General features: G+C 75.1%; 21 protein-coding genes and 2 pseudogenes. 8 read left to right on the top strand and 15 right to left on the bottom strand.

Annotated elements, in window-relative coordinates:
* The first annotated feature begins 127 nt into the window (after positions 1 to 127).
* Positions 128 to 1,342: a cytochrome P450 gene (locus ACF1A5_RS14405; RefSeq protein ID WP_392193482.1), complete on the top strand. Its 1,215-nt coding sequence runs from the start codon at positions 128 to 130 to the stop codon at positions 1,340 to 1,342.
* Between the two features lie 157 nt (positions 1,343 to 1,499).
* On the opposite strand, the gene ACF1A5_RS14400 is transcribed toward ACF1A5_RS14405, so the two are convergent.
* Positions 1,500 to 1,898 (bottom strand): nuclear transport factor 2 family protein, encoded by a 399-nt coding sequence (locus ACF1A5_RS14400; RefSeq protein ID WP_392193160.1) that lies wholly within the window; start codon positions 1,896 to 1,898, stop codon positions 1,500 to 1,502.
* Between the two features lie 74 nt (positions 1,899 to 1,972).
* Between ACF1A5_RS14400 and ACF1A5_RS14395 the strand changes: the two genes are divergently transcribed.
* Together ACF1A5_RS14395 and ACF1A5_RS14390 are read left to right on the top strand one after the other, a co-directional pair.
* Positions 1,973 to 2,542 carry a PadR family transcriptional regulator gene (locus tag ACF1A5_RS14395; RefSeq protein WP_392193159.1) on the top strand — a complete coding sequence of 190 codons (570 nt, stop codon included), beginning with the start codon at positions 1,973 to 1,975 and terminating at the stop codon, positions 2,540 to 2,542.
* The gene (locus ACF1A5_RS14390; RefSeq protein WP_392193158.1) at positions 2,542 to 3,273 is read left to right on the top strand and encodes a class I SAM-dependent methyltransferase; all 732 of its coding nucleotides are present in this window, start codon (positions 2,542 to 2,544) and stop codon (positions 3,271 to 3,273) included. The genes ACF1A5_RS14395 and ACF1A5_RS14390 overlap by 1 nt, the downstream gene beginning before the upstream one ends.
* Positions 3,274 to 3,339: 66 nt before the next feature.
* Here ACF1A5_RS14390 and ACF1A5_RS14385 read toward each other — a convergent pair whose 3' ends face one another.
* The 4 genes from ACF1A5_RS14385 to ACF1A5_RS14370 form a co-directional block, all read right to left on the bottom strand.
* On the bottom strand, positions 3,340 to 4,095 hold the full coding sequence (locus tag ACF1A5_RS14385) for a GntR family transcriptional regulator (protein WP_392193157.1): 756 nt from the start codon (positions 4,093 to 4,095) through the stop codon (positions 3,340 to 3,342).
* A 122-nt stretch (positions 4,096 to 4,217) separates the two neighbouring features.
* A complete protein-coding gene (locus tag ACF1A5_RS14380; protein WP_392193156.1) occupies positions 4,218 to 4,907 on the bottom strand; it encodes a hypothetical protein in 690 nt (229 codons plus the stop codon).
* Between the two features lie 327 nt (positions 4,908 to 5,234).
* The gene (locus ACF1A5_RS14375; RefSeq protein ID WP_392193155.1) at positions 5,235 to 5,990 is read right to left on the bottom strand and encodes a ferredoxin reductase; all 756 of its coding nucleotides are present in this window, start codon (positions 5,988 to 5,990) and stop codon (positions 5,235 to 5,237) included.
* A complete protein-coding gene (locus tag ACF1A5_RS14370) occupies positions 5,983 to 6,588 on the bottom strand; it encodes a sulfite oxidase-like oxidoreductase (RefSeq protein WP_392193154.1) in 606 nt (201 codons plus the stop codon). The genes ACF1A5_RS14375 and ACF1A5_RS14370 overlap by 8 nt, the downstream gene beginning before the upstream one ends.
* Before the next feature lie 186 nt (positions 6,589 to 6,774).
* Here ACF1A5_RS14370 and ACF1A5_RS14365 point away from each other — a divergent pair.
* A pseudogene (locus tag ACF1A5_RS14365) lies at positions 6,775 to 7,488 on the top strand (GNAT family N-acetyltransferase); the annotation flags it as partial.
* Between the two features lie 46 nt (positions 7,489 to 7,534).
* On the opposite strand, the gene ACF1A5_RS14360 reads toward ACF1A5_RS14365, so the two are convergent.
* Complete coding sequence (locus tag ACF1A5_RS14360; protein WP_392193153.1) at positions 7,535 to 8,041, bottom strand: MarR family winged helix-turn-helix transcriptional regulator; 507 nt, start codon at positions 8,039 to 8,041, stop codon at positions 7,535 to 7,537.
* A 298-nt stretch (positions 8,042 to 8,339) separates the two neighbouring features.
* Here ACF1A5_RS14360 and ACF1A5_RS14355 point away from each other — a divergent pair, with 298 nt between their 5' ends.
* Entirely contained in the window at positions 8,340 to 9,203 is an 864-nt protein-coding gene (locus tag ACF1A5_RS14355; protein WP_392193152.1) for a putative protein N(5)-glutamine methyltransferase, read from the top strand.
* 129 nt (positions 9,204 to 9,332) lie between these two features.
* On the opposite strand, the gene ACF1A5_RS14350 is transcribed toward ACF1A5_RS14355, so the two are convergent.
* Positions 9,333 to 11,411, bottom strand: coding sequence for a SpoIIE family protein phosphatase (locus tag ACF1A5_RS14350; protein WP_392193151.1), 2,079 nt, complete (start codon positions 11,409 to 11,411; stop codon positions 9,333 to 9,335).
* 350 nt (positions 11,412 to 11,761) lie between these two features.
* Here ACF1A5_RS14350 and ACF1A5_RS14345 point away from each other — a divergent pair, with 350 nt between their 5' ends.
* Positions 11,762 to 12,130: a hypothetical protein gene (locus ACF1A5_RS14345; RefSeq protein ID WP_392193150.1), complete on the top strand. Its 369-nt coding sequence runs from the start codon at positions 11,762 to 11,764 to the stop codon at positions 12,128 to 12,130.
* Positions 12,131 to 12,202: 72 nt separating this feature from the next.
* On the opposite strand, the gene ACF1A5_RS14340 is transcribed toward ACF1A5_RS14345, so the two are convergent.
* Positions 12,203 to 13,762, bottom strand: a complete 1,560-nt coding sequence (locus ACF1A5_RS14340) for a PQQ-binding-like beta-propeller repeat protein (RefSeq protein WP_392193149.1) — start codon at positions 13,760 to 13,762, stop codon at positions 12,203 to 12,205.
* A gap of 221 nt (positions 13,763 to 13,983) precedes the next feature.
* On the opposite strand from ACF1A5_RS14340, the gene ACF1A5_RS14335 reads away from it, so the two are divergent.
* Positions 13,984 to 15,999: an FAD-dependent oxidoreductase gene (locus ACF1A5_RS14335; protein ID WP_392193148.1), complete on the top strand. Its 2,016-nt coding sequence runs from the start codon at positions 13,984 to 13,986 to the stop codon at positions 15,997 to 15,999.
* 63 nt (positions 16,000 to 16,062) lie between these two features.
* Entirely contained in the window at positions 16,063 to 16,614 is a 552-nt protein-coding gene (locus tag ACF1A5_RS14330) for a PadR family transcriptional regulator (protein ID WP_392193147.1), read from the top strand.
* 46 nt (positions 16,615 to 16,660) lie between these two features.
* Here the strand turns inward: ACF1A5_RS14330 and ACF1A5_RS14325 are convergent, their stop codons facing one another.
* The 7 genes and pseudogenes from ACF1A5_RS14325 to ACF1A5_RS14295 all read right to left on the bottom strand — a co-directional run.
* Complete coding sequence (locus tag ACF1A5_RS14325) at positions 16,661 to 17,194, bottom strand: hypothetical protein (RefSeq protein ID WP_392193146.1); 534 nt, start codon at positions 17,192 to 17,194, stop codon at positions 16,661 to 16,663.
* Positions 17,195 to 17,383: 189 nt separating this feature from the next.
* Positions 17,384 to 18,325 carry a LysR family transcriptional regulator gene (locus ACF1A5_RS14320; protein ID WP_392193145.1) on the bottom strand — a complete coding sequence of 314 codons (942 nt, stop codon included), beginning with the start codon at positions 18,323 to 18,325 and terminating at the stop codon, positions 17,384 to 17,386.
* Positions 18,326 to 18,404: 79 nt separating this feature from the next.
* Positions 18,405 to 19,415 (bottom strand): fibronectin type III domain-containing protein, encoded by a 1,011-nt coding sequence (locus ACF1A5_RS14315; RefSeq protein WP_392193481.1) that lies wholly within the window; start codon positions 19,413 to 19,415, stop codon positions 18,405 to 18,407.
* Between the two features lie 350 nt (positions 19,416 to 19,765).
* A complete protein-coding gene (locus ACF1A5_RS14310) occupies positions 19,766 to 20,176 on the bottom strand; it encodes a PTS-dependent dihydroxyacetone kinase phosphotransferase subunit DhaM (protein WP_392193144.1) in 411 nt (136 codons plus the stop codon).
* Entirely contained in the window at positions 20,169 to 20,777 is a 609-nt protein-coding gene (gene dhaL / locus ACF1A5_RS14305) for a dihydroxyacetone kinase subunit DhaL (RefSeq protein ID WP_392193143.1), read from the bottom strand. The genes ACF1A5_RS14310 and dhaL overlap by 8 nt, the downstream gene beginning before the upstream one ends.
* Positions 20,778 to 20,838: 61 nt before the next feature.
* Positions 20,839 to 21,831 (bottom strand): dihydroxyacetone kinase subunit DhaK, encoded by a 993-nt coding sequence (dhaK, locus tag ACF1A5_RS14300; protein ID WP_392193142.1) that lies wholly within the window; start codon positions 21,829 to 21,831, stop codon positions 20,839 to 20,841.
* Between the two features lie 528 nt (positions 21,832 to 22,359).
* A pseudogene (locus tag ACF1A5_RS14295) lies at positions 22,360 to 23,121 on the bottom strand (ribonuclease BN); the annotation flags it as partial.
* Between the last annotated feature and the right edge of the window lie 501 nt (positions 23,122 to 23,622).

Genomic DNA, 23,622 nt, shown 5'->3' with positions numbered 1-23,622 from the left:
CGGCAGGCCGGGCGGGGGTGCTGCGCGGCGTGCGCCGGGCAGGCAGAATCGACTGCCGTACGGCCTCGATCCGGCCCCGACGCAGAGGAACGCACCGGTGGACACCTCCCGCTCCGCGCCGCACCGCATGGACCCGTCCGGTGGCTGCCCGCACCCCGTCAACGCACGGCTGCTCGCCCGGGGCGCCGTCGCCCCGGTGGTTCTGCCGGGGGAGATCGACGGAGCGGTCGTCCTCGGGCACGAGGCGCTGAAGGAGTTCCTCGCGCACCCCGAAGTCGCCAAGGACGCACGGCACTTCACCGCCCTGCGCGAGGGGCGGATCGCCGAGGGATGGCCGCTGCTGACCTTCGCGACGGTGCGGGGGATGACCACCGCGGACGGGTCCGACCACCGGCGGCTGCGGTCACTGGTGAGCCAGGCGTTCACCGCCCGGCGGGTGGCGGAACTGCGGCCCCCTGTGGAGGCCTTGACCGACCGGCTGCTCGACGGTCTTGCCCGTGCCGCCGAAACCAACGGCCAAGTGGCCGATCTGCGCCGTCACTTCGCGATGCCCCTGCCGATGGGAGTCATCGGCGAACTCCTCGGCGTCGGCGCCGAACACCGCGACCGGCTGCACGCGCTCTCCAGCCAGGTCGTCGCCACCGACCTGGGGCCCGAGCAGGTCGTCGCCGCCAACCGCGAACTCCTCGCCGTCCTCGGCGCGATCGCCGCCGCCAAGGCCGAACAGCCCGGCGACGACCTGATCGGCGCGCTGATCGCCGCCCGCGACGAGGACGGCGGCCGGCTCAGCCACGAGGAGCTGATCGGCACCCTCGTGCTGATGGTCGTCGCCGGGCACGAGACCACGCTGAACCTGATCACCAACGCGGTACGGGCCCTGTGCGGGCACCGGGACCAGCTCGGCCTCGTCCGCGCGGGGACGGCGAGCTGGGCCGACGTGGTCGAGGAGACGCTGCGCTGGGACGCGCCCGTCAGCTACTTCCCGTTCCGGTATCCGGTGCGGGACCTGACCGTCGGCGGGACCGTCGTCACCCGGGGCACGCCGGTCCTGGCCGGCTACTCCGCCGCGGGGCGGGACCCGGCCGTGCACGGGCCGGACGCCGACCGGTTCGACGTCACCCGGCCCGCACGGCCGGACGCGGTGCGGCACCTCTCGCTCGGGCACGGCGCCCACTACTGCCTGGGTGCTCCGCTGGCCCGGCTGGAGGCGACCGTCGCGCTGGAGCGGCTGTTCACCCGCTTCCCCGCTCTCGACCTCGCCGTGCCCGAACCCCAACTCGCGCCGCACGCCGGCTTCGTGGGCAACAGCGTGCGCACCCTCCCGGTGCGTCTGACACCCTGAGCCGGATCGCCGGGGCGGCGCGCCGCCCCGGCTCCTGGCGGGGCCTGTGCCCCCGACTCCTGGACCGGCCCCTGAACGGGCACCCGGTCCGGTCCGCGGCCCGACCCCCCGGACCGGCGCCCGAACGGGCCCCCGTCCGGCCCGCGCCCCGCGTCCCTCAGACCGACCGTGCCGCCGCCTCCGCGGCGATCTGCTCGAACCGCGCGCCCATGGCCGCCGCCAGCGCCTGCGCGGCCGACAGCGGGCGGACCATCACGGTCAGCCGGTCGATCAGCCCGTCCTCGCCGACATGGAGGAAGTCGCAGCCCTCGAGCGAGCGGTCGCCCACCCGCGCGGCGAAGACCAGCGCGTGGTCGCGGCCGTCCGCGCCGCTCAGCTCCCGCTCGTAGCGGAAGTCCTCGAAGACCTCGGCGACGGCGCGCAGGATCGCCGTGGTGATCGGCTTGCCCGAGTACGGCTTGAACACGGCAGGGCTGGTGAAGACGACGTCCTCGGCCAGCAGCGCCTCGACGGCGTCGAGGTCGTGCGCCTCGACCGCCTCGCGGAACGCGCGCATTGGATCACCCCGGTCATAGTCAATTATTTGAATAGGTGCGGGAGAGAATAATCACCGGTTGCTACGGTGTCCACATGTCTCTCAAGTACGCCGTGCTGGCGGCCCTCCTCGAAGGGGAGGCGTCGGGCTACGAACTGTCCAAGGTGTTCGACGTCTCGCTGGCGAACTTCTGGCCGGCCACGCCGCAGCAGCTGTACCGGGAGCTGGAGCGCCTGTCCCAGGACGGACTGGTCCAGGCGCGGGTGGTGCGGCAGGAGCGCCGCCCCAACAAACGGATGTTCACGCTCACCGAGGCCGGCCGGCGCGACCTCGGCGCCTTCGCGGCCGAGCCGCCCCGGCGCCCCACCGCCATCCGCGACGAACTCCTGATCAAGATCCAGGCCATGGACGGCGCGGATCCCGCGGTCGCGGCCGACATGCTCGAGGAGCGCACGTCCTGGGCGCGCGGCAAGCTCGGCCGCTACGAAAGGGTGCGCGAGCGTCTCCTCGCCGGCCGCGACGAGGAGGAGTACCTGCGGGACGCCGAGCGCGTCGGCCCGTACCTCACGCTCATGGCGGGCATCGCCTTCGAGCGGGAGAACCTGCGCTGGTGCGAGCGCGCGCTGCGGATCCTCCGGCAGCGCGCCGCCCTGAAGGGGGCGTGATGTTCGCTCCCGGAGGCCCGAGCCTGCGTGAACTAGCCGTCCAGGCGCTGTCCTCGGTCGAGCACGGCTACGACCTGCTCGCGCCGAAGTTCGACCGCACCCCCTTCCGTACGCCGGAGCCGGTGCTCGACTCCGTCGCCTCGACGCTGGAACGGCTCGGGCCGTTCGACGACGGACTCGACCTGTGCTGCGGCACCGGCGCCGGCACCAGGGTGGTGGAGCGGGTGTGCCGGCAGGGTGCCACCGGGGTCGACTTCAGCGCCGGAATGCTCGCCGTGGCCCGTGCTCGCGAGGCCGCTCGGGGCGCGGGGCCGCGGACCGCCTGGGTGCGCGGGGACGCCCGTGCCCTGCCGTTCCGGGCCGCCTTCGACCTGGTGGTGACGTTCGGCGCGCTCGGGCACTTCCTGCCGCGCGAGCTGCCGGGCCTCTTCGGCCAGGTCCACGCCGTGCTGCGCCCCGGCGGCCTGTTCGCCTTCCCCGTGCTCGCGCCTCCCCGGCCCACCTCGGCCGCCTTCTGGATGCTGCTCGGCTTCGACGCGGTGATGCGGGTGCGCAACGCCCTGTGGCGGCCGCCCTTCGTCATGTACTACCGCTCCTTCCGGCTCGGGGACGTGCAACGGGAGCTGGAGTGCGCCGGGTTCCGGGTGGAGCTCCACGTGCTGCCGGAGTTCGGGCGGCGCGGCGACGGAAGCCCGCGGGTCCGCATGGTCGCGGCCCGCAGGCTGCCGTAGGGCGCTCTGTCGTCGCACCTCCGCCGTACGCGCGTCCGGTTCCCCACGGGACGCACCCGGCGCCGGTCAGACCGCCGCCGGCAGGGTGAACTCGTAGACCAGGGCGTCCTGGCGGGTGTCCACGACCAGGTCGGTGATCTCCAGCGGGCGCGCGTACTGGTCGTGGACACGGCGGGTCACCCGCATCGACGGCCCGTCCGGGAAGCGGGTGATGGCGTCCCGGTGGTGCAGGGTCAGGCCCGCCCTGCGCATCCAGTCGTAGGCGCGCCGCAGTTGCGCGGCACCCGAGCCGTCCGCGCGGTCCCGGTAGCGGGCGAGCTCCTCCACCTCGCGCAGCGCCACGGCGGAGAACGACGTCACCGCCGTGCGCAGGGAGGTGCCGTCGGCGGCGGCGGACCGGTAGCGGTGCACCAGGGTGGGCCGGTGCGGGGTGAGTCCGAGAGCCTCGGCGTGCTCCGGCGGCGGCGCCTCCCAGGTCACCGTCGTCCGGTCGAAGGCGGCGGCCTCGGCGGTGCGGGCGCCGACCGGGAAGGTCAGCGAGGAGGGCGCCTCCACCGGCAGCCCGGGCAGCGTGGCGTGGCTGCCGCGCCGGTCGGTGGCGACCAGGCCGTCGCGGCGCAGCACCTCCAGCGCCTGCCGTACGGTCTCCCGGCTGACCCCGAAGTGCGCGGCCAGGTGCCGCTCGCCCGGCAGCCGTTCGCCGGGTGCGACGGTGCCGTCGCGCAGTGCGCCGAGCAGCCGGCCGGCGACCCTCCAGTACAGCGGCTCTCCGTCGGTCGTTCCTTCCGTCGCGGGGTGGTCGTGCGGGGTGGTGCGGGCCATGCCGCGCCTCCTGTGGGTGACGTACCGTAGCCGTGCGGGCTCATTGCGCCACCAGGTCTAGCATTGGTCTAAACCACCAAGGAAGAGCGGTCCGGCCTTTCGGCCGAAACCGGCCCGCGCCCTCACGCCCGGCGCCGGGTCCATTCCGGCCCCAGCCGGGCCCACTCCCGCTCCCATTCGGCCAGCCGACGCCGCAGCGCGACCCGCCGGACCGCGGAGTGGACGAGGAGGACGAGGGCGGCGGTGCCGCCCGTGGCGGCGGCGCCCACGGTCAGGGTGTTCTGCCAGACCGTGGTGCCGTCCGGCGGAGGGGGCACGGCCCGGCCGCGGGAGTCGAGCCACACGTCCAGCCGGTCACCGTGCCGCGCCGCGGCCGGAACACGCGCCACCGCGGTGCGCGCCTCCCGGCCGGGCCCGCCCCAGCGCACCTTCGCCCGCGCGGTGTGCTCGCCGCCGCTCCGCGCCGGGGTCGGCGAGCCGGGCACCCTGCCCACGACCTCGGCCGGGACGCGGTGCCGGTCGGCCCGCTCGACCGCCGCGACGGCACGTGCCGCGTCGTGTGCCCACCAGGCCGCGGCGACCCCGGCCAGCGGCGCGCCCAGGAACAGCAGAACCGCGACGGCCAGCGTCGTCCACGCCTCCACGACGTCCGAGCGGCGCCGCAGCGGACTGTGCCGCCGACGCCGGCCCCGCAGCCGGGTCCGCGACCCGGCCCTCCCGCCGCCGACGGGACCGCAAGCCCCGGCGTGGCCGCGGCCAAGGCCGTCCGGGCCGCGCGTGTGCCCGCGGCCGTCCGGCTCCTCCCTGCGCATCGCTCCCGACCCCTTCCCGCGGTCGCCCTCCACCCGCTGACGCACGTGGAGCGGCGGGCGCGCCGCGGCGACCGCTCCGCGCGCCCCCGAGGCGGCGCGGCGAGCGCAGGTCTCTCCACGCGAGGAGCCCCATGTCCAAGAACCGGCGCACGGCCCGGGGCAGGGGGCGGTTTCCGTACCCCGGCCAAGTCCCCAGCGGTACCGCCCCCAAACGCCCGGGCCCGCCGCGGTACTGCGGGCCACCTGCCTCATCCGCCCGCGCGGACCGGGCACTTGAGGGAGCGCCCCCGGGGCCCCGGACTCCGGGCGCCCGCACCCGACCCGTCGTCAGCCGAAGCGTTCGATCCGGATGCGGTCCACGGGCTGTCCCGCCGCGACCAGCAGCCGGGAGGCGTGTTCGGCGAAGGCGTTGGACCCGCACACGTACGCCTCCCAGCCGTCCGGCGGCCGTTCGGACAGCAGGGGCGCGACCTGGGCGGCCGTCATCCGCCCCACCCGCGTGCCCGGGGGAGCGCTCCGGGTGAACACCGGTGTGGTCTCCGCCCCCAACTCGCGCGCGTAGATGAGCTCCTGGGGGCTGCGCGCGGACACCAGCAGCCTGAGCGGCACGGACAGCCGCCGCGCCCGGTGGTGCCGCACCATCGACATCAGCGGTACGACCCCGGAGCCCGCGCCGATCAGCAGCGCGGGCCGGTCGCCGGGCCAGGCGAAGAAACCGCTCAGCGGGCCGCGCAGCTCGACCCGGTCACCGGGCCGGGCGACGGTGTGGAACCAGCCGGACACCTCTCCGCCGTCGACGTGGTCCAGGGTCAGCTCGATGTGCCCGGAGTCGTCGGGCGCCGACGCGATCGAGTAGTGGCGCTGGGCCACGTAACCGTCCTCGGCGGTCAGCCGCAGCATCAGGTGCTGGCCGGGCAGGTGCCCCGCCCAGCCCGGCACCGCGAAGCGGAAGGTGGCCGCCCGCGGGGTCTCCCGCCGGATCTCGGCGAGCGTGGCGGTCTGCCAGGCCGCGGCGACCTGCTCGCCGACGGCGATGCGTCCCGGCACCGCGAAACGCGTGGGGGGTGTGAACGTCTCAGTCACCGGAGTACCGCTGCTCCTCCCAGGGGTTGCCCCGGGCGTGGTAGCCGTTCTGCTCCCAGAAGCCCGGCTCGTCGTGGTCCAGGAGCCGCAGCCCGGCGATCCACTTGGCGCTCTTCCAGAAGTACAGGTGCGGCACCAGCAGCCGCGCCGGGCCGCCGTGCTCCGGGGCCAGCGGCCTGCCGTCGTACGTGAACGCGATCCACGCGCGCCCGCCGGTCAGGTCCGCCAGCGGGAGGCTCGTGGTGTACCCGGTGTGGGACCAGGCGACCGCGTGGGTGGCCGAGGCGTCGGGCCGCACCGCCTCCAGGAACACGTCCAGCGACACACCGCCGAACCGCGCCCCGAACTTCGACCAGCCCGTCACGCAGTGGATGTCGCCCTCGTACGCCGAGTCCGGCAGCCGCCGGGCCTGCTCCCCGGTCCAGGTGCGGGGCGCGGCCACCAGGCCGTCGACGCGGAAGGTCCAGTCCTCGGGGACGAGGTCCGGCGTGACCTCCGCGGACAGCACGGGCCAGTCGTCGCCCGCGTCGTACTGCCCGGGTGGCAGGCCCGGGTCGGCCACGCGGGGGCGCCCGGTGAAGCCTCGGGTGACGTTCATGGGGGTGGTGCCTCCAGGCCGCCGCCGCGCGCGCGGCCCGCCGGTCGAACGTGATGATTGCTTACGCATTCAACCGTACGCGCCCGGCACGGCCGCCCCGGCCGCGGGACCACCCTGGCTCCGGCGCACCCTGCGACGGGCCCCGCGACCGGCGCCCGCGCGACCGTGGAGGACAATGGACGCCGTATGAGCACCGCCGACACCGCCCCCGGTCATGTCCTCGACCATCCCGCCCTCACCTCTCTGAGCGGACCGCACGCGCACTTCGCCGAGCGCCGTGGCCGCGTGCTGCGCTACCCGGCCGACGTCACGCCGTGGCTGGCGCTGCCCCCCGAGCCCGACGCCGACGACTGGGCGGACGTCGCGGCCCTGGCCGGCCCCGGCAGCGAGGTCCCGCTGCTCGGGTTCGTGGGGCGGGTCCCGGACGACTGGGAGATCACCTTCCACACCGAGGGCGTGCAGCTCGTCGACGACGGCCTGGCCGCCGCACCCGACCCGGAGGCGGTCCGCCTCGGCCCGGCCGACGTGCCCGAGATGCTCGACCTGGTCGCCCGCACCCAGCCCGGCCCGTTCCTGCCCCGCACCATCGAACTGGGCACCTACCTGGGCATACGCCGTGACGGTGCGCTCGTCGCCATGGCGGGGGAGCGGCTGCGGCCGCCGGGCTGGACCGAGATCAGCGGGGTGTGCACCGACCCGTCCGTCCGCGGCCAGGGCCTCGCGTCCCGGCTGGTCCTCGCCGTCGTCCACGGCATCCGCGCCCGTGGCGAGACCCCGTTCCTGCACACCGGCGCCCAGAACACGCGGGCGATCCGGCTCTACGAGTCGCTGGGCTTCCGGCTGCGGCGTCGTACCGCCTTCCTCGCGGCCCGCGCGCCCGAACGGCCGGCGGACGGCCGGGTCGCCGTACCGGTGGGGCGGGGTGTGCGCCCGGCCCTGCGTCCGGTCAGCCGTCCTCCGGGCGGTGCCCGGGCCAGGCGTTGTAGCGCGCGAGGTAGCCCGCGAACCGCTCCAGGTCCTCCGCCGGCCAGTGCGCGAGCCGCTCGCGGAGGGCCGCCCGGCGGCTCTCGGTGACCTGGGCGAGGATCCGCCGGCCCGCCTCCGTCAGATGGAGCACCTGGACCCGGTGGTCGTCCGTGTCGAGGCGCCGCTCGACCAGCCCGGCGCGCTCCAGGGCGGACACCTGGCGGCTGACCGTGGACTTGTCCAGCGCGTAGTGCGCGGCCAGGTCGGTGGTGCGGCAGCCGCCGCTCTCCTCCAGATGCCCGAGCAGCGTGTACGACACCAGCGACAGCTCGGGATGCATACGTCCCGCGGAGGCGCGGGCCCGGCGGGCGAAGATCGTCATTTCGCGCTGGATGGTCTCCACGGCCGTCGCCGCGGCCGTCCCCCCGGTCGCCTCTCCGGTCGCCTCTCCGGCCGGCTCCGCGTCGGTCCCTTCGGCTGCTGTCACGGCGTTCCTCCCTTCCCCCCTGCGCGTCGTCGTCTCGTCCTGCGGGCGAGCCCCTGGTGGCACCGTACAACCGAAGTGCCGGGCGGGCCCGAGTGGAAGGGGTCGAAGAGACCGTGAGCGGCCCGGTGTTGGGGTAGGGTTGCCGTCCGGTCGTGGACGCTCCCGGCCGAGGCGAGCGGAGGAGGTGGGACCCATCACCACGTGTCAGACCGGGTGCTCTCACCTCAAGACGGCGCGGATCACCGGAAGCAGGTGACCGCGAGGGCGCCCTGCGGCTCCCGAAAGGTTCTCGGCCTCCATGCCTCCACTGTCGTCCCCGATCCCGTCCTCTCCGTCTTCCTCGCCCACTTCGCCCTCTTCGTCATCTCCGTCCCCGTTCTCGCGGGCCCTGCGGGACGCGGTCGTCACCGCGCTGCGCGCCGCCGGTTGTGTGTTCGCCGAGGACGAGGCGGAGCTGATCCTCGCCGGCGCCCGGACGCCGGACGAGGTCACCGCCCTCGTCGAGCGGCGTGCCGCCGGGCTGCCCCTCGAACAGGTCCTGGGCTGGGCCGAGTTCCACGGATTGCGCATCGTCGTGGAGCCCGGCGTCTTCGTGCCCCGGCGCCGTACCGAGTTCCTGGTCGACCAGGCCGTCGCCCAGGCGCCGGACGCCTCCGTCGTGGTGGACCTGTGCTGCGGCTCGGGCGCGGTGGGCGTGGCGCTGGCCGCCGCGCTCGGCCCCGTGGAGCTGCACGCAGCCGACATCGATCCGGCCGCGGTGCGCTGCGCGGCCCGCAACGTGGGCCCCGCCGGGGGCCGGGTGCACACCGGCGACCTGTTCGAGGCACTCCCCGCCGCGCTGCGCGGCCGCATCGGCGTCCTCGCGGCCAACGTCCCCTACGTGCCCACCGCGCAGGTCGCCCTGCTCCCGCCCGAGGCCCGCGACCACGAACCACGGGCCGCCCTCGACGGCGGCGCCGACGGCCTCGACGTGCTGCGCCGGGTCACCGCCGGGGCGGGCGACTGGCTCGCTCCGGGCGGCTGCCTGCTGGTCGAGACGAGCGAACGCCAGGCGCCGGGCGCACTGGAGGCCTTCCGGCGGGCCGGGCTGACGCCCCGTCTGGCCGTCTCGGAGGAGCTGTGCGCGAACGTCGTGGTGGGCACGGCCGGCCCGATGCGCTGAGCCCGCCCGCCTCCGCGGGCCCGTAGCCGCGAGCGGTGCCCGCGCGCTCCACGGCAGGGCCCGAGCGCCCCAGGGTGGTGCCCGGGCGCTCCAGGGCGGGTCGCGCGCTCCGCGGCGGTGTCCGCGCGGCTACGGCAGCTCCCGCGCGCGGGCGATCAGCAGGGCCACGTCGTCGTGGTTGTCCGGTTCGTGCATCCGGCGCAGCAGGAGGTCGCAGACGTCCTCCAGGGGACGAGACGGGTCGTCGAGCAGGGCCAGCAGGGCCTCCAGGCGCTCGTCCAGCGGATGCCGGCGGGTCTCGACCAGGCCGTCGGTGTACAGCACGAGCTGGTCACCGGGGTCCAGATCGACGGTGGTGGTGGAGAACTCGACGCCGCCCACGCCCAGCGGCGCCCCGGTGGGCAGGTCGAGCAGCTCCGGGGGGCGGCCCACCCGGACCCGGACCGGTGGCAGGTGTCCCGCGTTGGCGATCCGGCACTGCCGCCGGCGGGGGTCGTGGACGACGTACTGGCAGGTGGCGATGGCCTGGTCGAGCTGGTCGGTGATCCGGTCGAGGTGTTCGAGCAGCCGCGCCGGATCGAGGTCGAGCGAGGCGAGGGTGTTCGTCGCGGTGCGCAGCCGGCCCATCGTGGCGGCCGCGTTGATCCCGCTGCCCATGACGTCGCCCACGACGAGCGCCGTCTTGTCGTCCTCCAGCGGGATCACGTCGAACCAGTCGCCGCCCACCTCGATCGTCGCGCCCGCGGGCTGGTAGCGGGAGGCGACCTCGAGCCCGCCGGTGACGGACGGCAGGCTGGGCAGCAGGCTGCGCTGGAGGGTGAGGGCGGTGTCGCGGGCGCTCTGGTACCAGCGGGCGTTGTCGATCTGCACCGCCGCGCGCGCCGCCAGCTCGCGGGCCAGCAGCACGTCGTCCTCGCTGAACGGCAGCGGGTTGCGGGTGCGCTTGAGGTCGAGGGCGCCCAGCACCTCCCCGCGTGCGATCAGCGGCACCGCCAGGTACGAGTGCACGCCGGCGCGGGCCAGCAGCACGGCCGCCTCCGCCGAGCGGGCGATCCTCGCCAGGTCCTCGTCCTTCACCTGGGCCACGAGCACCGGGCCCGCGGTCCGCACGCACTCGGTGACGAGGCGGTCGGGGCCGTAGCGGGCCATCCGGCCCGGGGGGTCGGCCGCCTCCAGGGCGTCCGTGGCGTACTCGGCGCGCACGGCCAGGGCGCGGATCACCGCCGGCTCGGCGGGCCCCAGACTGCGGCGGCGGCCCCCGACGATCTCCTCCAGCAGGTCCACGGCGGCCACGTCGGCCAGCTCCGGCACGGCGACGTCCGCCAGCTCGCGGGCGGTGCGCTCCAGGTCGAGGGTGGTGCCGATCCGGGCGGAGGCGTCGGCGATGAGGGCCAGGCGCCGCCGCGCGGCCTCCGCCTCGATGCCCGCCCGGTACTGCTCGGTGATGTCCACGACCGAGGCGGCCACCCCCAGTACCCGCCCCAGGGCGTCCTCCAGCCGGTACAGCGAGAGAGACCAGGCGTGGTCCTCGTCCGGATCGGCCGGGGTGCGGCCCACGGCCGACACGTCGATGAGGGGCTGCCCGGTCTCCAGCACCCGCTGCGCCGCGTCCTCCAGCGCGTCGGTGTCCCACTGCGGGAGCACCTCGCGGGCGGTGCGGCCGAGGTGCTCCCCGGCCGTCATGCCGTTGATCCGCTCCAGGGCCGGGTTGACCGAGACGTACCGCAGCCGGGTGTCCAGGACGGCCAGGCCGATCGGCGACTGCGAGACGATCCGCGCCGACAGCGCCAGGTCCCGCTCCAGCCGCTGCACGGTCGACTGGTCCGCGGCGAGGCCGAGTGCGTAGACGGCCCCCCGGTCGTCCAGCAGCCGCATGTTGCGGAACTCCACCAGCCGTGTGGTGCCGTCCTTGCGCCGGATGGGGAAGGCGCCGGCCCAGCCCTCGCCCGTCTCCAGCACGTCGGCGAAGAGCTTGACGACCAGGTCGAGGTGCTGCTCGTGGACCATGATCCGGGCCGCGTACTGGCCCAGCGCCTCCTGGGCCGTGTAGCCGAACAGCTCCTCGGCCTGCGGGCTCCACAGCACGATGCGGCCCTTCGCGTCGAGGACGACCGAGGCCACGCCCAGCACGTCGAGCAGCCCGCTCGCCCGGACGGGCCCGCGCACCGGCTCATCGCCCTCGGCCAAGGGAGCCCCGGCTGCAGTCATCCCACGCACCGCCTTCGCCTGTCCGCGCGGCCCGCCGTCCCCGGTGCCGACACACCCTGTTGTACCGCGCCCGCCGGTATCTCACCGACGGTTCGGCGCCTTCCTCCACCATCTCTCAACGAAGCGGGGGCCGTCCCCCCGAGTCGGCCGGACGGCAGCGCACGGGGACGGGGGCGCGCGGGATGGTCGGCGCCGCACGCGGCCCCTGACACTCGGGTGCCCGCCAGGGCCCCGAGGATGTGCGCCGGCGCGTGTGGTGCTCTCCTGGAAGGTGGTGCCGTGCTGACGGCGGGTGCGGTTCCGCGGGGCTCCCGCCGTAGTGCGGCGCGGCCAGGAGAGGAGCGATCACCATGGACAGCGAGCGACCGCACCCGGAGCCCGTCTCGGTGGAACTGAGCGGCTGCACCAAGGAGGACGCCAGGATCGTCTTCGACGCCCTGTGCGCGTGCTTCTCGTCCGACCGGGGCGCGGACGACGTGCCCCGCGACTACGACGAGGTGCGTCCGACCGTGTGGCTCGGCACCTTCGACGTGGCCGACGCCCACCGGGCCCACGGCCCCGGCCGGCTCGGGGCGTCCGTCACGGCCGACGTCCAGGGCGGCTACTGGGCGATCGACCGGTTCCGTACGACCCTGGACTCCCTCTTCACCGTCCAGGACCTGTGCACCGCCTCCGGGGACCAGGAGCGAGAACTGCACGTACGCCTGGAGAGCCGTTGAGCCCTACGACGCCTGGACGGCCGCCGAGCCGCACGGGCCGCGCCGGGCGTCCCGCTGCCGCCGCCGCGGTCGTCAGGGCCTCAGCCCGAGTACGGGCGGGCTGCTGCTGCCGGTGGAATTGACGACGATCCAGGTGCCGCCCGCCCGGAGCAGCTGCGAGCCGCCCGCCAGGTCGCCGTAGTCGCCGTTGGCTCCGCGCACCGTCGTGCCGTCGTCCTCTCCCCGGCGGCCTCCGTCGCGCTCGTCGAGCGTGTACAGCCGGGCGTCCGACCCGAGGACGGCGAGCTCGCCGCGGTCCGCCGGTGCCAGCGCGGCGATCGGGGTGCCCAGGTCCGTGTGCCACAGCGGCCGACCGTCGGTCAGGGAGTAGGCGGAGATCCGCTCGGGGTCGGCCCGGCCCGGCACGGTGGCCGCGACGACCAGCGAGCGGCCCTCGACCACGGCGGACAGCGCCGGACGGGCGGGGAAGGAGCCGTCGTCGGGGAGGACGGCCAGGTCCTCGTCGTCGGTGGCGAGGGGGATGTTCACCGGCTCGCCACCGGTGCTGCTCCAGGACAGGACGGCGGCGAGCCCGCGCTTGTCCTCCTCCTGGAGAAGCAGCGTGAACGGCTCGGCCGAGACCACCACGGCCGTGCTCACCGTGCTCTCCACGGGCAGCGGGCGGCGTCCGATCTCCCGGCCCGTGGCGGTGTCCAGGGTCAGCAGCCGCGCCGTCCGCTGGTCGCCGGCCGACGACGAGCACGTGACCACCACCCGGGTCGTGCCGCGTGCCGCGGAGACGGCGAGCGGCACGCACTCCACGTCGTCCTTCCGGGCACCCGCATCGGTGACCTTCACCGTCCAGCGCGGGGCCCCGTCGGCGAGCCCGAATCCGCGGACCGAGCCGTCGGCCAGGGTCACGGCCACCCCGGCGTCGGCCGTGAGCAGGCTGTCGCGGGCCTCGGTGGCATCGGGCACCCCGTCGATCCCGCGTTCCCACACCTTGCGGCCGCTGCGCACGTCGACGCCCCACACCGTGTCGCACGGCTTGGCGAAACGCCCGAAGGCGACCAGGCCGATCCCGTCGGTCACCGACTTGCTCATCCCGCACACCGACTCGCGCACCGGGGCCCGCAGGGTCCATGCCCGATCACCGCCGCGGGCGTCGTAGGCGACGAGCGCGTCACTGCGGACCCGTACCACTGTCGCGGACCCGGGGCCCACGGTCCACACCCCGAGGCCGCGCACCGTCGGCGGGCGGTCCAGGCCCGCCTTCCAGGCGACGTCGAGCACCGGGCCCCGCATCCACAGGTAGGCCTGCCGCCCCGGCCACAGTGCCAGCAGCACGCCCGCCGTCAGCAGCACGGCGGGCAGGACCTTGCCCGGGCGGGCCTTGGTGAGCGCGGCGACGGCGGCCGTGGCGGCCGGAAAGCCGGTGAAGGTGAAGAGGAACGCGAGCAGCAGGGTCGGCATGGTGCCGTCCGGGCAGGGGGCGTAGCGGCCGCCGCAGCTGTTACCGGGAAGGGACGTCCACCCCAGGAAGTGGAACTCCACCGCCAGTCCGAGGGCCGCGCCCGCCGCCAGGACCGCGAGAGCCGCCGCGACGGGCCACGCGAGCCTTCCTCCTCCGCGCGGTCTGCTGTCCTCGACCATCGTGCGCCCACCCCCGTGCGTCCCCGGCGCCTCCTCGCGCCACCGCCCGCCCCCGACCGGCGCTGGAGCATAACCCGGGCGAGTGGATCACGTCAGCAGTCCTCGCGGACGACCGTGGCGCCGGTTCCGGGCCTTCGCGGGCGAGGCTTTGTGCAACTAGTTGCATAAGGGGGGCTCCGTCCTCTACAACTACAGGCACGACACCGCGCACGGAGGGGCCGATGAGCCGTTACCCGCACCTGCTGAGCCCGCTCGACCTGGGCTTCACCACCCTGCCCAACCGCGTCCTCATGGGCTCGATGCACGTGGGCCTGGAGGAGGCCGAGCGCGGCTTCGAGCGGATGGCGGAGTTCTACGCCGCCCGGGCCCGCGGGGGAGTGGGCCTGATCGTCACCGGCGGCATCGCGCCCAACGAGGAGGGGCGGCCCTACGAGGGCGGAGCCAAGCTCACCACCGAGGCGGAGGTCGAGCAGCACGCCGGCGTGACCGCCGCGGTCCACCGCGAGGGCGGCCGGATCGCGCTGCAGATCCTCCACTTCGGCCGGTACGCCTACCACCGCGACCTGGTCGCCCCGAGCCCGCTCCAGGCGCCGATCAGCCCCTTCGTGCCGCGCGAGCTCGGTGACGCAGACGTCGAGCGGACCATCGACGACTACGCGCGCACCGCCCTCCTCGCCCGGCAGGCCGGCTACGACGGCGTGGAGATCATGGGCTCCGAGGGCTACCTCATCAACGAGTTCGTCGCCGCGCAGACCAACCACCGCACCGACGGCTGGGGCGGCTCCTACGAGAACCGGATGCGCTTCCCGGTGGAGATCGTGCGCCGGGTGCGTGAGGCGGTCGGCGAGGACTTCATCATCGTCTACCGGCTGTCCATGCTGGACCTGGTGCCCGGCGGTTCCTCCCTGGAGGAGGTGGTCACGCTCGCCCGCGCCGTCGAGGCGGCCGGGGCGACCATCATCAACACCGGCATCGGCTGGCACGAGGCCCGCATCCCCACCATCGCCACCTCCGTGCCGCGTGGCGCCTACACCTGGGTCACGAAGAAGCTCATGGGCGCGGTCTCGGTCCCCCTCGTCACCACCAACCGCATCAACACTCCCGAACTGGCCGAGCAGTTGCTCGCCGACGGGTACGCCGACATGGTGTCGATGGCCCGCCCGATGCTCGCCGACCCCGACTTCGTCGCCAAGGCCGCCGCCGGGCGGCCGGAGGCCATCAACACCTGCATCGGCTGCAACCAGGCCTGCCTCGACCACACCTTCAGCGGCCGGATCACGTCCTGCCTGGTCAACCCGCGCGCCTGCCACGAGACCGAGCTGGTGCTGTCTCCGACCCGGCTGCGCAAGCGGGTCGCCGTGGTCGGCGCCGGACCCGCCGGACTCGCCTGCGCAGTGTCGGCGGCCGAACGCGGCCACGCGGTCACCCTGTTCGACGCGGCGAGCGAGATCGGCGGCCAGCTCAACGTCGCCCGCAAGGTCCCCGGCAAGCAGGAGTTCGACGAGACGCTGCGCTACTTCCGCCACCGGCTCGACGAGCACGGCGTCGACGTGCGCCTCGGCACCCGGGTGGAGGCCGGCGGCCTCGACGGCTTCGAGGAGGTCGTCGTCGCGACCGGCGTCACCCCGCGCGTCCCCGACATCCCCGGCGCCGACCATCCGCGCGTCCTCGGCTACCTGGACGTGCTGCGCGACGGCGCTCCCGTCGGCGACCGGGTGGCGATCCTCGGCGCGGGCGGCATCGGCTTCGACGTCGCCGAGTACCTCACCGACGGCGGCGACAAGGCGAGCGAGGACCCGGCGACGTACTTCCGGGCCTGGGGCGTCGACATGGACTACCGCGCGCCCGGCGGCCTCGCCGCCCCGGAGCGTCCCGCCCCGCCGCGCCGGGTGCACCTGCTCCAGCGCAAGACCACCAAGGTCGGCGCGGGCCTGGGCAAGACCACCGGCTGGATCCACCGCACCGAGCTCAAGCACCGGGGCGTCACCATGGTCCCGGGTGTGCGCTACGACCGGATCGACGACGCCGGGCTGCACATCACCGTGGACGGCGTCAGCAGCGTCCTCGACGTCGACACGATCGTGCTGTGCACCGGGCAGGAGCCGCGCCGGGACCTGTACGAGGCGCTGATCGCGGCCGGGCGCAGCGCCCACCTCGTCGGCGGCGCCGACGTCGCCGCGGAGCTCGACGCCAAGCGCGCGATCAAGCAGGGCACGGAGGTCGCGGCGGCCCTGTAGCCGTCGCCCGGACCGGACGGGCCGCAGGGGCTGCCCCCCGCGGCCCGTCCCTAGGATGACCTCATGTCACTCCCGCACGCGATCCTCACCGCCCTGCTCGAGAAGCCTTCGTCGGGGCTCGAGCTGACGCGCCGCTTCGACAAGTCGATCGGCTACTTCTGGTCGGCGACGCATCAGCAGATCTATCGCGAGCTGGGACGGCTGGAGACCGATGGACTCATCCGCGCACTGCCGGCCGAACAGCCCGCCCGCGGACAGAAGAAGAGCTACGAGGTGCTGCCCGCGGGCCGCGCCGAACTCGCCCGCTGGACCGCGGCGCACCAGGAACCCAAGCCGCACCGCGACGCGCTGCTGCTGCGGCTGCGTGCCGCGGCCGTGGTCGGCACGGCCGGCCTGGAGGTCGACCTCCGCCGCCATCTGGAGCTGCACGAGGAGCAGTTGGCCACCTACCGGGAGATCGAACGGCGCGACTTCCCACCCGGGAAGGACGGCCCCCAGGAGCGGTTGCAGCATCTGGTGCTGCGGGCCGGGATCGACCTGGAGACGTTCTGGACGGGGTGGCTCAGGCACGCCCTGGAGGAGTTCGCCGAACTGCCCGGCCACGACCCGGCGTGACCCCGGCCGTTCCGAGCCGGTCCTCCGCTCGGAGCCGGTACGGCGCTCAGAGCCGGTACGGCTTCGGGCGGCGCCGCAGCACCCCTCCCAGGGCGGCCAGCGCCGCTGCCGCCAGCGCGCCCCCCACCGCGTAGGCGGCCGTGCCGTGGCCCCCGGTGTCTCCACCGAGACCGCCCGCCACCCCGCGCGGCGGCGCGGAGGCGGCCGGGGACGTGCGCGCCGGGGGCTCGGGGACGACGACGGACTGGCTGCCCGCGGTGAGGTAGTGCGCGCACACGACGACCACCGTGTAGGTGCCCGGCGTGACGCCCCGCCAGGCGGCGGACTGGCTCACGCTGGTGCCCCGCAGCGGCACCTGGCGCCCCGGGCCGAGGTCCGGCCGGTCGCCGCCGAACAGCGAGGCGGTGCCCCAGTCGCCGTCGACGGCGCTGCACGCGCTGGTGGTGACCGAGACGGTGGAACCGCTGGTGGCGACGGAGATTCCCGGCCCCGCGCCGGCGGGCCCGGCGGCCACGCCGAGCGCGAGCGCGGCGGCCGCCGCGACGGGGACGGAGCGGAGCAACGGCTGAGAAATGCGCATCGGACTGTCCTCCGGCGGCACGGTCGGCGGTCCGTCCCGTGTACCGCCGGAGATAGGGAAAGGCCCGTGCTGCCCCAGGGGCAGCCAATGTCCCCGGGCCGTCTCCCGCAGCCGGGGCGCACCCGGTCGGGTAACGCTGAGGCGCGGCCGGGTGCGCACGCGCCGGGCCGGGCGGGTCGCCCGGCTCGCTCACCAGGCCGGAGCGGCCTGGAGCAGCCGCTCCCGGACCAGGGCGACGTGGGGGTGGTCCGGGCCTCCCGGACGCTGGGTGAGATAGGCGGTGTTGATCGGGGGGTCCTCCGGGGAGAGCAGGGGCACGAGCGCGCCGGAGGCCAGTTCGGCGCGGCACAGGTAGCGGGGGAGCACGGTGATCCCGGCCCCGGCGGCCACCGCGGACAGCACGCCCCGCAGGTCCGGCACGGTGACGGCGGCCTGGCCGGTCAGCCGGGTGCCGAAGACGTGCCGCCAGTAGCGCCGGGCGATCGGCAGGTCCTCGGCGTAGGTGACCAGGGGCGCCTCGGCCAGTACGGCGGGCCCCTCGGCGGCGATCCGTCCGGTGCCGATGCGCTCCACCCAGGCGGGTGCCGCCACGAGCACGAACTCCTCGTCCATCAGCGGGACCCAGGTCAGTGTGCGGCCGCGCGGCCGGGAGGTGGCGATCACCAGGTCGTGGCGGCCGGCCCGCAGTTCGGCCAGCAGATCGTCGGTGAGCCCGGTGCCGACCCGCAGCCGTACGCCCCGCGCGACCAGCGGGGCCAGCGCGGGCAGCACATGGGTGCACAGGATCTCGGCCGGACCCGCCAGATGGACCGGCTCCGGCGGCCGGTCGGCCCCGAGACCGCCGGGATCCGCGACGGCGGCGAGCGCGTCCAGCGGTGCCGCCACCCGGCCGGCCAGCTGGTCAGCCACCGGGGTGGGCGCCACGCCGCGCGACTGACGCTCGAACAGTTCCCGCCCGAGCTGCTCCTCCAGAGCACGGATCTGTGCCGTCACCGTCGGCTGCGCGAGCCCCAGCAGCCGCGCCGCCGCCGTGAACGAACCGGCGCGGTGCACGGCGAGGAAGGTGCGCAGCAGGGACAGGTCCAGGGGTGCCTGCGGACCCGCCCGGCCATCGGAATTCCTATGGGCCATGGTCTCGATACTACGGTCGGTCTATGGCCGCCCCGCCCGCGGGCAGGTGGTCACCGTGCGCTCGCCCGCGGGCCGGTGGTCACCGTGTGCTCGCCCGCGGGCCGGTGGTCACCGTTCGCTCGGCCGAGAAGCCGCCCCAGGTTCCGTCCGGGAGCCTGGCCCTGATCCGCACCCGGTGGCCGACCCCGGCCTCCCGCCCCACGTAGAAGCTGTACCGCGCGCTCCCGCGCGGTGCCGTGCCGCCCCAGACGAGGGAGGTGGCCGGACGCCGGTCGAGCTGGATCTGGTACTCCGTCACCACCCCGTCCGTGCGCGGCGGAACCCAGGAGAGGTCGAGGTAGTAGGCCCCGTCGGCCCGGTGGGTGCCGGCGCGGAAGCCGCGGGGCGCGAGGTCCCGGCCGTCGTCGGAGCCCGGCGCGGTGGTGACGCGGACCGGGGCGCCGGCCGGGGAGAGGTTCCCGGCCGCGTCGCGGGCCCGGACGGTGAAGGAGTACCGCGTCCCGGCCCGCAGCCCCGTGACCACCGTCCCCGTCCCGTCCCCGCGCACACTGTGGATCTTCGTGCCGCCCTGGAGGACGTCGTACGAGACCACGCCCCGGTCGTCCGCCGAGCGGGACCAGGACAGCCGGACGGCGTGGCTCCCCGCCGCCCGGCCGCGCACGGCGCCCGGCGTGATCGGCGCCGAGCCGTCCGCCGGAGCGGCGCCGGGCGTGGTCGCCCGGACCGCGCGGCTGCGGGGCCCGAGCCGGCCGTCCGCGTCGCGGGCCCGCACCGTGAAGACGTACGTGGTCGCCGGTCTGAGCCGGGGGACGTCCACCATGTGCGCGGACGCCGGTACGTCCCTCACTTCGGCCGTGCCCCGGTACACCTCGTACCCGGCGATGCCGGACGGCGCGGACACCGCGTTCCACATCACGTGCACGCTGGTCGCGCTCCCCGCCACCGCGGTGACGCCCGTGGGCGCCCCGGGCAGCGGGCCGCCGCCGTCGCCGGAGCCGTCCCCTCCGCAGCCGCCGAGCACCAGTAGTGCGGCGCAGGCCGCGACGGTACGCGCGGGAACGCGGCGGGGGAGGAGGGTCCGGCCGGGCACGCGTCGCACGAGAACGGCCTCCCCCGGAAACGGCGGCGAGAGCGGCGCGGACGCCGCCCCGCAATGGTCCGGACCAATATGCACCGCCGGTGGGGTCCCCCTCAAGGGGGCGGTCGCCGGTGAGTGTCCGGGAGGGTTACGTATGCTGGTGTCGTCTCGGCTGAACAGGCCCCGAGGGCAGGGGACTTCACGCTGCGGCGCGGACCGCTGTCGTCGCTGATGCCGCGCCGGCAGGGGTGGCCGGGGGCCGGAACCGACACGGGTTCCGGCCCCCGGCCACCCGGCACGCGTGACGCTTGAACCGAGGGCGCGGCCTTCGGACTCCGGGCCTCTCCGGGCCCCTCCGCGCCTCAGACCTTCCGGTAGCCGTAGGCCTCCGTGGCCGCCGCCTCCACCTCGTCCAGGTCGGCCCCCGTCGCCGCCGTGACGACCGCGGCCACCGCGCCCTCCACGAACGGGGCGTCCAACAGACGTGTGTTGCCCGGCAGTTCGTCACCCTCCGCGAGCAGCGCCTTCACGGTGAGCACGGCGCTGCCGAGGTCGGTGAGGACCGCCACCCCCGCCCCCCGGTCCACGGACGCGGCCGCGGCGGTGACCAGCTCGGCGCTGGTGCCCAGCCGGCCGCCCTCCCGGCCGCCCGCCGGGGCCACGGGCACCGCCGCGCCCCCGCTCGCCAGTCCCTGCGCCAGCCGCGCCACGGACTCGGCGACCTCGGCGCTGTGCGACACCAGCACGATCCCGACCAGCCTCTCCTCACTCACCGTCGGCCTCCGCGGTTTCGGCCAGCGCGGCGACGAGCAGTGCCGAGGAGGTGGCGCCGGGGTCCTGGTGCCCGATGCTGCGCTCCCCGAGGTAGCTCGCCCGGCCCTTGCGGGCCAGCATCGGCGTCGTGGCCACGGCGCCCTCCTCGGCGGCGGTCCGCGCTGCGGCGAAACCGTCGCCGAGCGCGTCCACGGCCGGCAGCAGCGCGTCGACCATGGTCTTGTCGCCGGGCTTCGCCCCGCCCAGGGTCATCACCCCGTCGACGCCCGCCCGCAGAGCCTCGGCGAGCTGCTCCTCGCCGACCTCGGCGGCGTCCCCGAGCGCCTTGCCGGCCCGGCGCAGCAGCGTCCCGTACAGCGGGCCGGAGGCGCCGCCGACAGTGGAGATCAACTGCCGTCCGGCGAGGGTGAGGACGGCACCGGGCGTCTGCGTCTCCTCCTTCTCCAGCGCGGCCCGTACGGCCGTGAACCCGCGCTGCAGATTGGCGCCGTGGTCGGCGTCCCCGATGGGGGAGTCGAGGGCGGTGAGCCGCTCCGCCTCGCGGTTGACGGACGCGGCGGTCGCCGTCATCCAACGGCGGAAGAAATCGGCGTCGAGCACTGCATCTCCTTGCGTGGTAGGTACGTTGACGCGCCTCGCGTGCGAGGGGGCCGCCGCCGTGTCACATGCCCCAGCGCAGGCCCGCCGTGTTCACCGGCGCGTCCCACAGCCGCAGCAGCTCCTCGTCGATCTGGCACAGGGTGACCGAGGCGCCCGCCATGTCCAGGGAGGTGACGTAGTTGCCGACCAGGGTCCGGGCGACGGGCACACCGCGCTCGGCGAGCACCCGGTGCACCTCGGCGTTGAAGCCGTACAGCTCCAGCAGCGGCGTCGCGCCCATGCCGTTGACCAGCAGCAGGACCGGGTTGCGCGGGTTCATGTCCTCCAGGATCGCGTGCACCGCGAAGTCGGCGATCTCGCGCGAGGTCATCATCGCCCGCCGCTCACGGCCCGGCTCGCCGTGGATGCCGATGCCCAGCTCCAGTTCGCCCGGCGGCAGGTCGAAGGTCGGACTGCCCTTGGCCGGGGTGGTGCACGCGCTGAGCGCGACACCGAAGGTGCGGGAGTTCTCGTTGACCTGCCGGCCGATCGCCTCGACCCGCTCCAGGGGCTGTCCCCCCTCGGCGGCGGCGCCCGCGATCTTCTCCACGAACAGTGTCGCCCCGGTGCCGCGCCGGCCTGCCGTGTACAGGCTGTCGGTGACCGCCACGTCGTCGTTGACGAGGACCTTGGCGATCTGGATGCCCTCGTCCTCGGCCAGCTCGGCCGCCATGTCGAAGTTCAGCACGTCGCCGGTGTAGTTCTTCACGACGAACAGCACGCCCGCCCCGCTGTCCACGGCCGCGGCGGCCCTCAGCATCTGGTCGGGGACCGGCGAGGTGAAGACCTCTCCCGGGCAGGCCGCCGACAGCATCCCCGGGCCGACGAACCCCACGTGCAGCGGCTCGTGCCCGGAGCCGCCGCCCGAGACCAGGGCGACCTTCCCGTCCACGGGCGCGTCCCGCCGTACGACCACCCGGTTCTCCACGTCGACGGTCAGCTCGGGATGGGCGGCCGCCATACCGCGCAACGCGTCCGCGACCACGGTCTCCGCGACGTTGATGAGCATCTTCATGGCTGCCTCCTGGTGAGCCCGGTGGGCTGTCTCGGTCCGGCTTCCGTGCGTCGTGGGCGAGGTCCGGTGGTCGGGGCGCCCGTCCCTCGCCGTCGGACGGGCGTCGTGCGCGGGCCCGGCCGCCCGCTCTCCGCAGTATCGGCCCTGTGGCGGAGATGGTCACCTGTACTGTCTGCCCCGGCGGTTCGGCCGCCGTGCGCGGGAGGGCGCGGGCGCGGATCAGCCGCCGGTGCCGTCGTGCCGCCCGGAAGGCCCGTCCTTCCCCGGCTCCCTGTCCTGCCTGGTCCCGTCATACTCCCCGGGCTCCCTGGTCTCCCGGGTCCCCTTGTCCTCCCCGGTCGCCCCGTGCTTCCCGGTCTCCGGCTCCTCGGGCCCGCCGGGCGTCGCGACGTCCGTGTTCTCCTCGGTCCCGTGGGTCCGGCGGGTCACGTGGGTCCTGCCGCTCGCGCCGATGCCGTCGATCTCGTGGATCCGGTCGGCCCCCTCGGCCACCCCACGCTCCTCGTGCGCCAGCAGGTGCCCCGCGCGGTCGCAGAACAGATGGCCCACCAGCGCGCCCCCGTGGACCACGAATCCGGCCCCGACGAGCCAGGACTCCACGATCAGGACCGTACCCACGGCTCCGTAGCTGACCGCGTTGGTCACGATGAGCGGGGTGAACACCAGGTACGAGAACGCCCGCAGGCCCACCAGGCCCGCCATGGTCGCGACGGCGCCGGGCAGCAGCAGCCGCCAGCGCACCTGGCGGCCGAGGAGGAAGTGCGGGCCCCACCAGAAGAACAGCACGCCGATCGCCAGGCTGAGCAGCATCCGGTACGTCCCCGCCAGCACCGTGCGGGTCTGCACCTGCACGTACAGGTACGTCATGAGCGCGAGCAGCCACACGGCCTGCCGCCAGATCCGGTGCCAGGGGCCGGCCGGCAGCCGCCACACCCGCTCGTAGCCGTTCTGCACGCTGGAGGCGAACGACAGACCGAACAGGGCCAGCAGCACACCGCCCCAGACGCTGAGCGTACCGACCACCCTGTGAGACGGGCTGAACGCCTCCGACAGCACCCGCTCGGACCGGCCGGACAGGTCCATGCCGTCCACCAGCCACAGCGCGAACCCGCCGTGGTGCAGGGGATCGGCCGCCGCGACGACGATCAGCAGCGGGGCCAGCGTCACCAGCGCGAGCGTGGCGAAGCCGAGCGCCCGGTGCATCAGCTCCAGTTCCTTGCCGCGCCGGTAGAGCTCGGCGGCCCACCCAGGGGCTGCCGCGGGGCGGTCGCCGGGCCGCTCGCCGCTCAACGCCGCCGCCGGCGGTGTCCGTCTCCGTGACCGGCGGTGCCCGGCGTCGGGCCGGGCGGGCGGGGCAGGCGTGACATGGCGACGGCGCCTCCTCTCCGGACCCCGGCTGAACCGGCGCGCGGCCGCGCACCCCCATCATCGCGACGGGACCGTCGCGCCGCATCCGGGAGCCGGGACGAGGGGACGCGTGCCCCGGGCGGGGGAGGGGGTGACGGGGGCTGGGGTCGGTCCGGTGGATCACGCCGCAGACGCGGGGTCCTGCAGGCCCATCTGCGGCGTTGTCGTCGGTTGCCGACGCTCCGCGCCGACGCCCTCCTCCGCCTTGCAGCTGGAGGCCCCAGACCCCCGCTCACCTGCGCTGATGAGGCGCCGTTGCCTCTCTGCGACTTGATCCGCCGGACAGGTCGGTTCTGCTTCTGCTTCTGCGGCTGTTTCTGGGAAGGGTCCGGCCGCAGGTGGTGCAGGTGCCGGTCCAGCACCTCAGCAGGTCCTGGAGTGCGT

The organism is Streptomyces sp. NPDC014864 (genome assembly GCF_043081525.1).
GTDB lineage: Bacteria > Actinomycetota > Actinomycetes > Streptomycetales > Streptomycetaceae > Streptomyces.
The sequence above is the reverse complement of the archived record's forward strand: the minus strand, read 5'-3'. Positions and strand labels throughout refer to the sequence as shown.

What these genes read in the sequence shown, in the direction of transcription:
- ACF1A5_RS14345 (WP_392193150.1), top strand. Translation starts at nt 11,762, where the DNA reads ATGGACAGCGAGCGACCGCACCCGGAGCCCGTCTCGGTGGAACTGAGC.
- ACF1A5_RS14400 (WP_392193160.1), bottom strand. Translation starts at nt 1,898, where the DNA reads ATGCGCGCGTTCCGCGAGGCGGTCGAGGCGCACGACCTCGACGCCGTC.
- ACF1A5_RS14370 (WP_392193154.1), bottom strand. Translation starts at nt 6,588, where the DNA reads ATGAACGTCACCCGAGGCTTCACCGGGCGCCCCCGCGTGGCCGACCCG.
- ACF1A5_RS14320 (WP_392193145.1), bottom strand. Translation starts at nt 18,325, where the DNA reads ATGGCCCATAGGAATTCCGATGGCCGGGCGGGTCCGCAGGCACCCCTG.
- ACF1A5_RS14385 (WP_392193157.1), bottom strand. Translation starts at nt 4,095, where the DNA reads ATGGCCCGCACCACCCCGCACGACCACCCCGCGACGGAAGGAACGACC.
- ACF1A5_RS14330 (WP_392193147.1), top strand. Translation starts at nt 16,063, where the DNA reads ATGTCACTCCCGCACGCGATCCTCACCGCCCTGCTCGAGAAGCCTTCG.
- ACF1A5_RS14390 (WP_392193158.1), top strand. Translation starts at nt 2,542, where the DNA reads ATGTTCGCTCCCGGAGGCCCGAGCCTGCGTGAACTAGCCGTCCAGGCG.
- ACF1A5_RS14350 (WP_392193151.1), bottom strand. Translation starts at nt 11,411, where the DNA reads ATGACTGCAGCCGGGGCTCCCTTGGCCGAGGGCGATGAGCCGGTGCGC.
- ACF1A5_RS14340 (WP_392193149.1), bottom strand. Translation starts at nt 13,762, where the DNA reads ATGGTCGAGGACAGCAGACCGCGCGGAGGAGGAAGGCTCGCGTGGCCC.
- ACF1A5_RS14325 (WP_392193146.1), bottom strand. Translation starts at nt 17,194, where the DNA reads ATGCGCATTTCTCAGCCGTTGCTCCGCTCCGTCCCCGTCGCGGCGGCC.
- ACF1A5_RS14380 (WP_392193156.1), bottom strand. Translation starts at nt 4,907, where the DNA reads ATGCGCAGGGAGGAGCCGGACGGCCGCGGGCACACGCGCGGCCCGGAC.
- ACF1A5_RS14405 (WP_392193482.1), top strand. Translation starts at nt 128, where the DNA reads ATGGACCCGTCCGGTGGCTGCCCGCACCCCGTCAACGCACGGCTGCTC.
- dhaK (WP_392193142.1), bottom strand. Translation starts at nt 21,831, where the DNA reads ATGAAGATGCTCATCAACGTCGCGGAGACCGTGGTCGCGGACGCGTTG.
- ACF1A5_RS14395 (WP_392193159.1), top strand. Translation starts at nt 1,973, where the DNA reads ATGTCTCTCAAGTACGCCGTGCTGGCGGCCCTCCTCGAAGGGGAGGCG.
- ACF1A5_RS14355 (WP_392193152.1), top strand. Translation starts at nt 8,340, where the DNA reads ATGCCTCCACTGTCGTCCCCGATCCCGTCCTCTCCGTCTTCCTCGCCC.
- ACF1A5_RS14335 (WP_392193148.1), top strand. Translation starts at nt 13,984, where the DNA reads ATGAGCCGTTACCCGCACCTGCTGAGCCCGCTCGACCTGGGCTTCACC.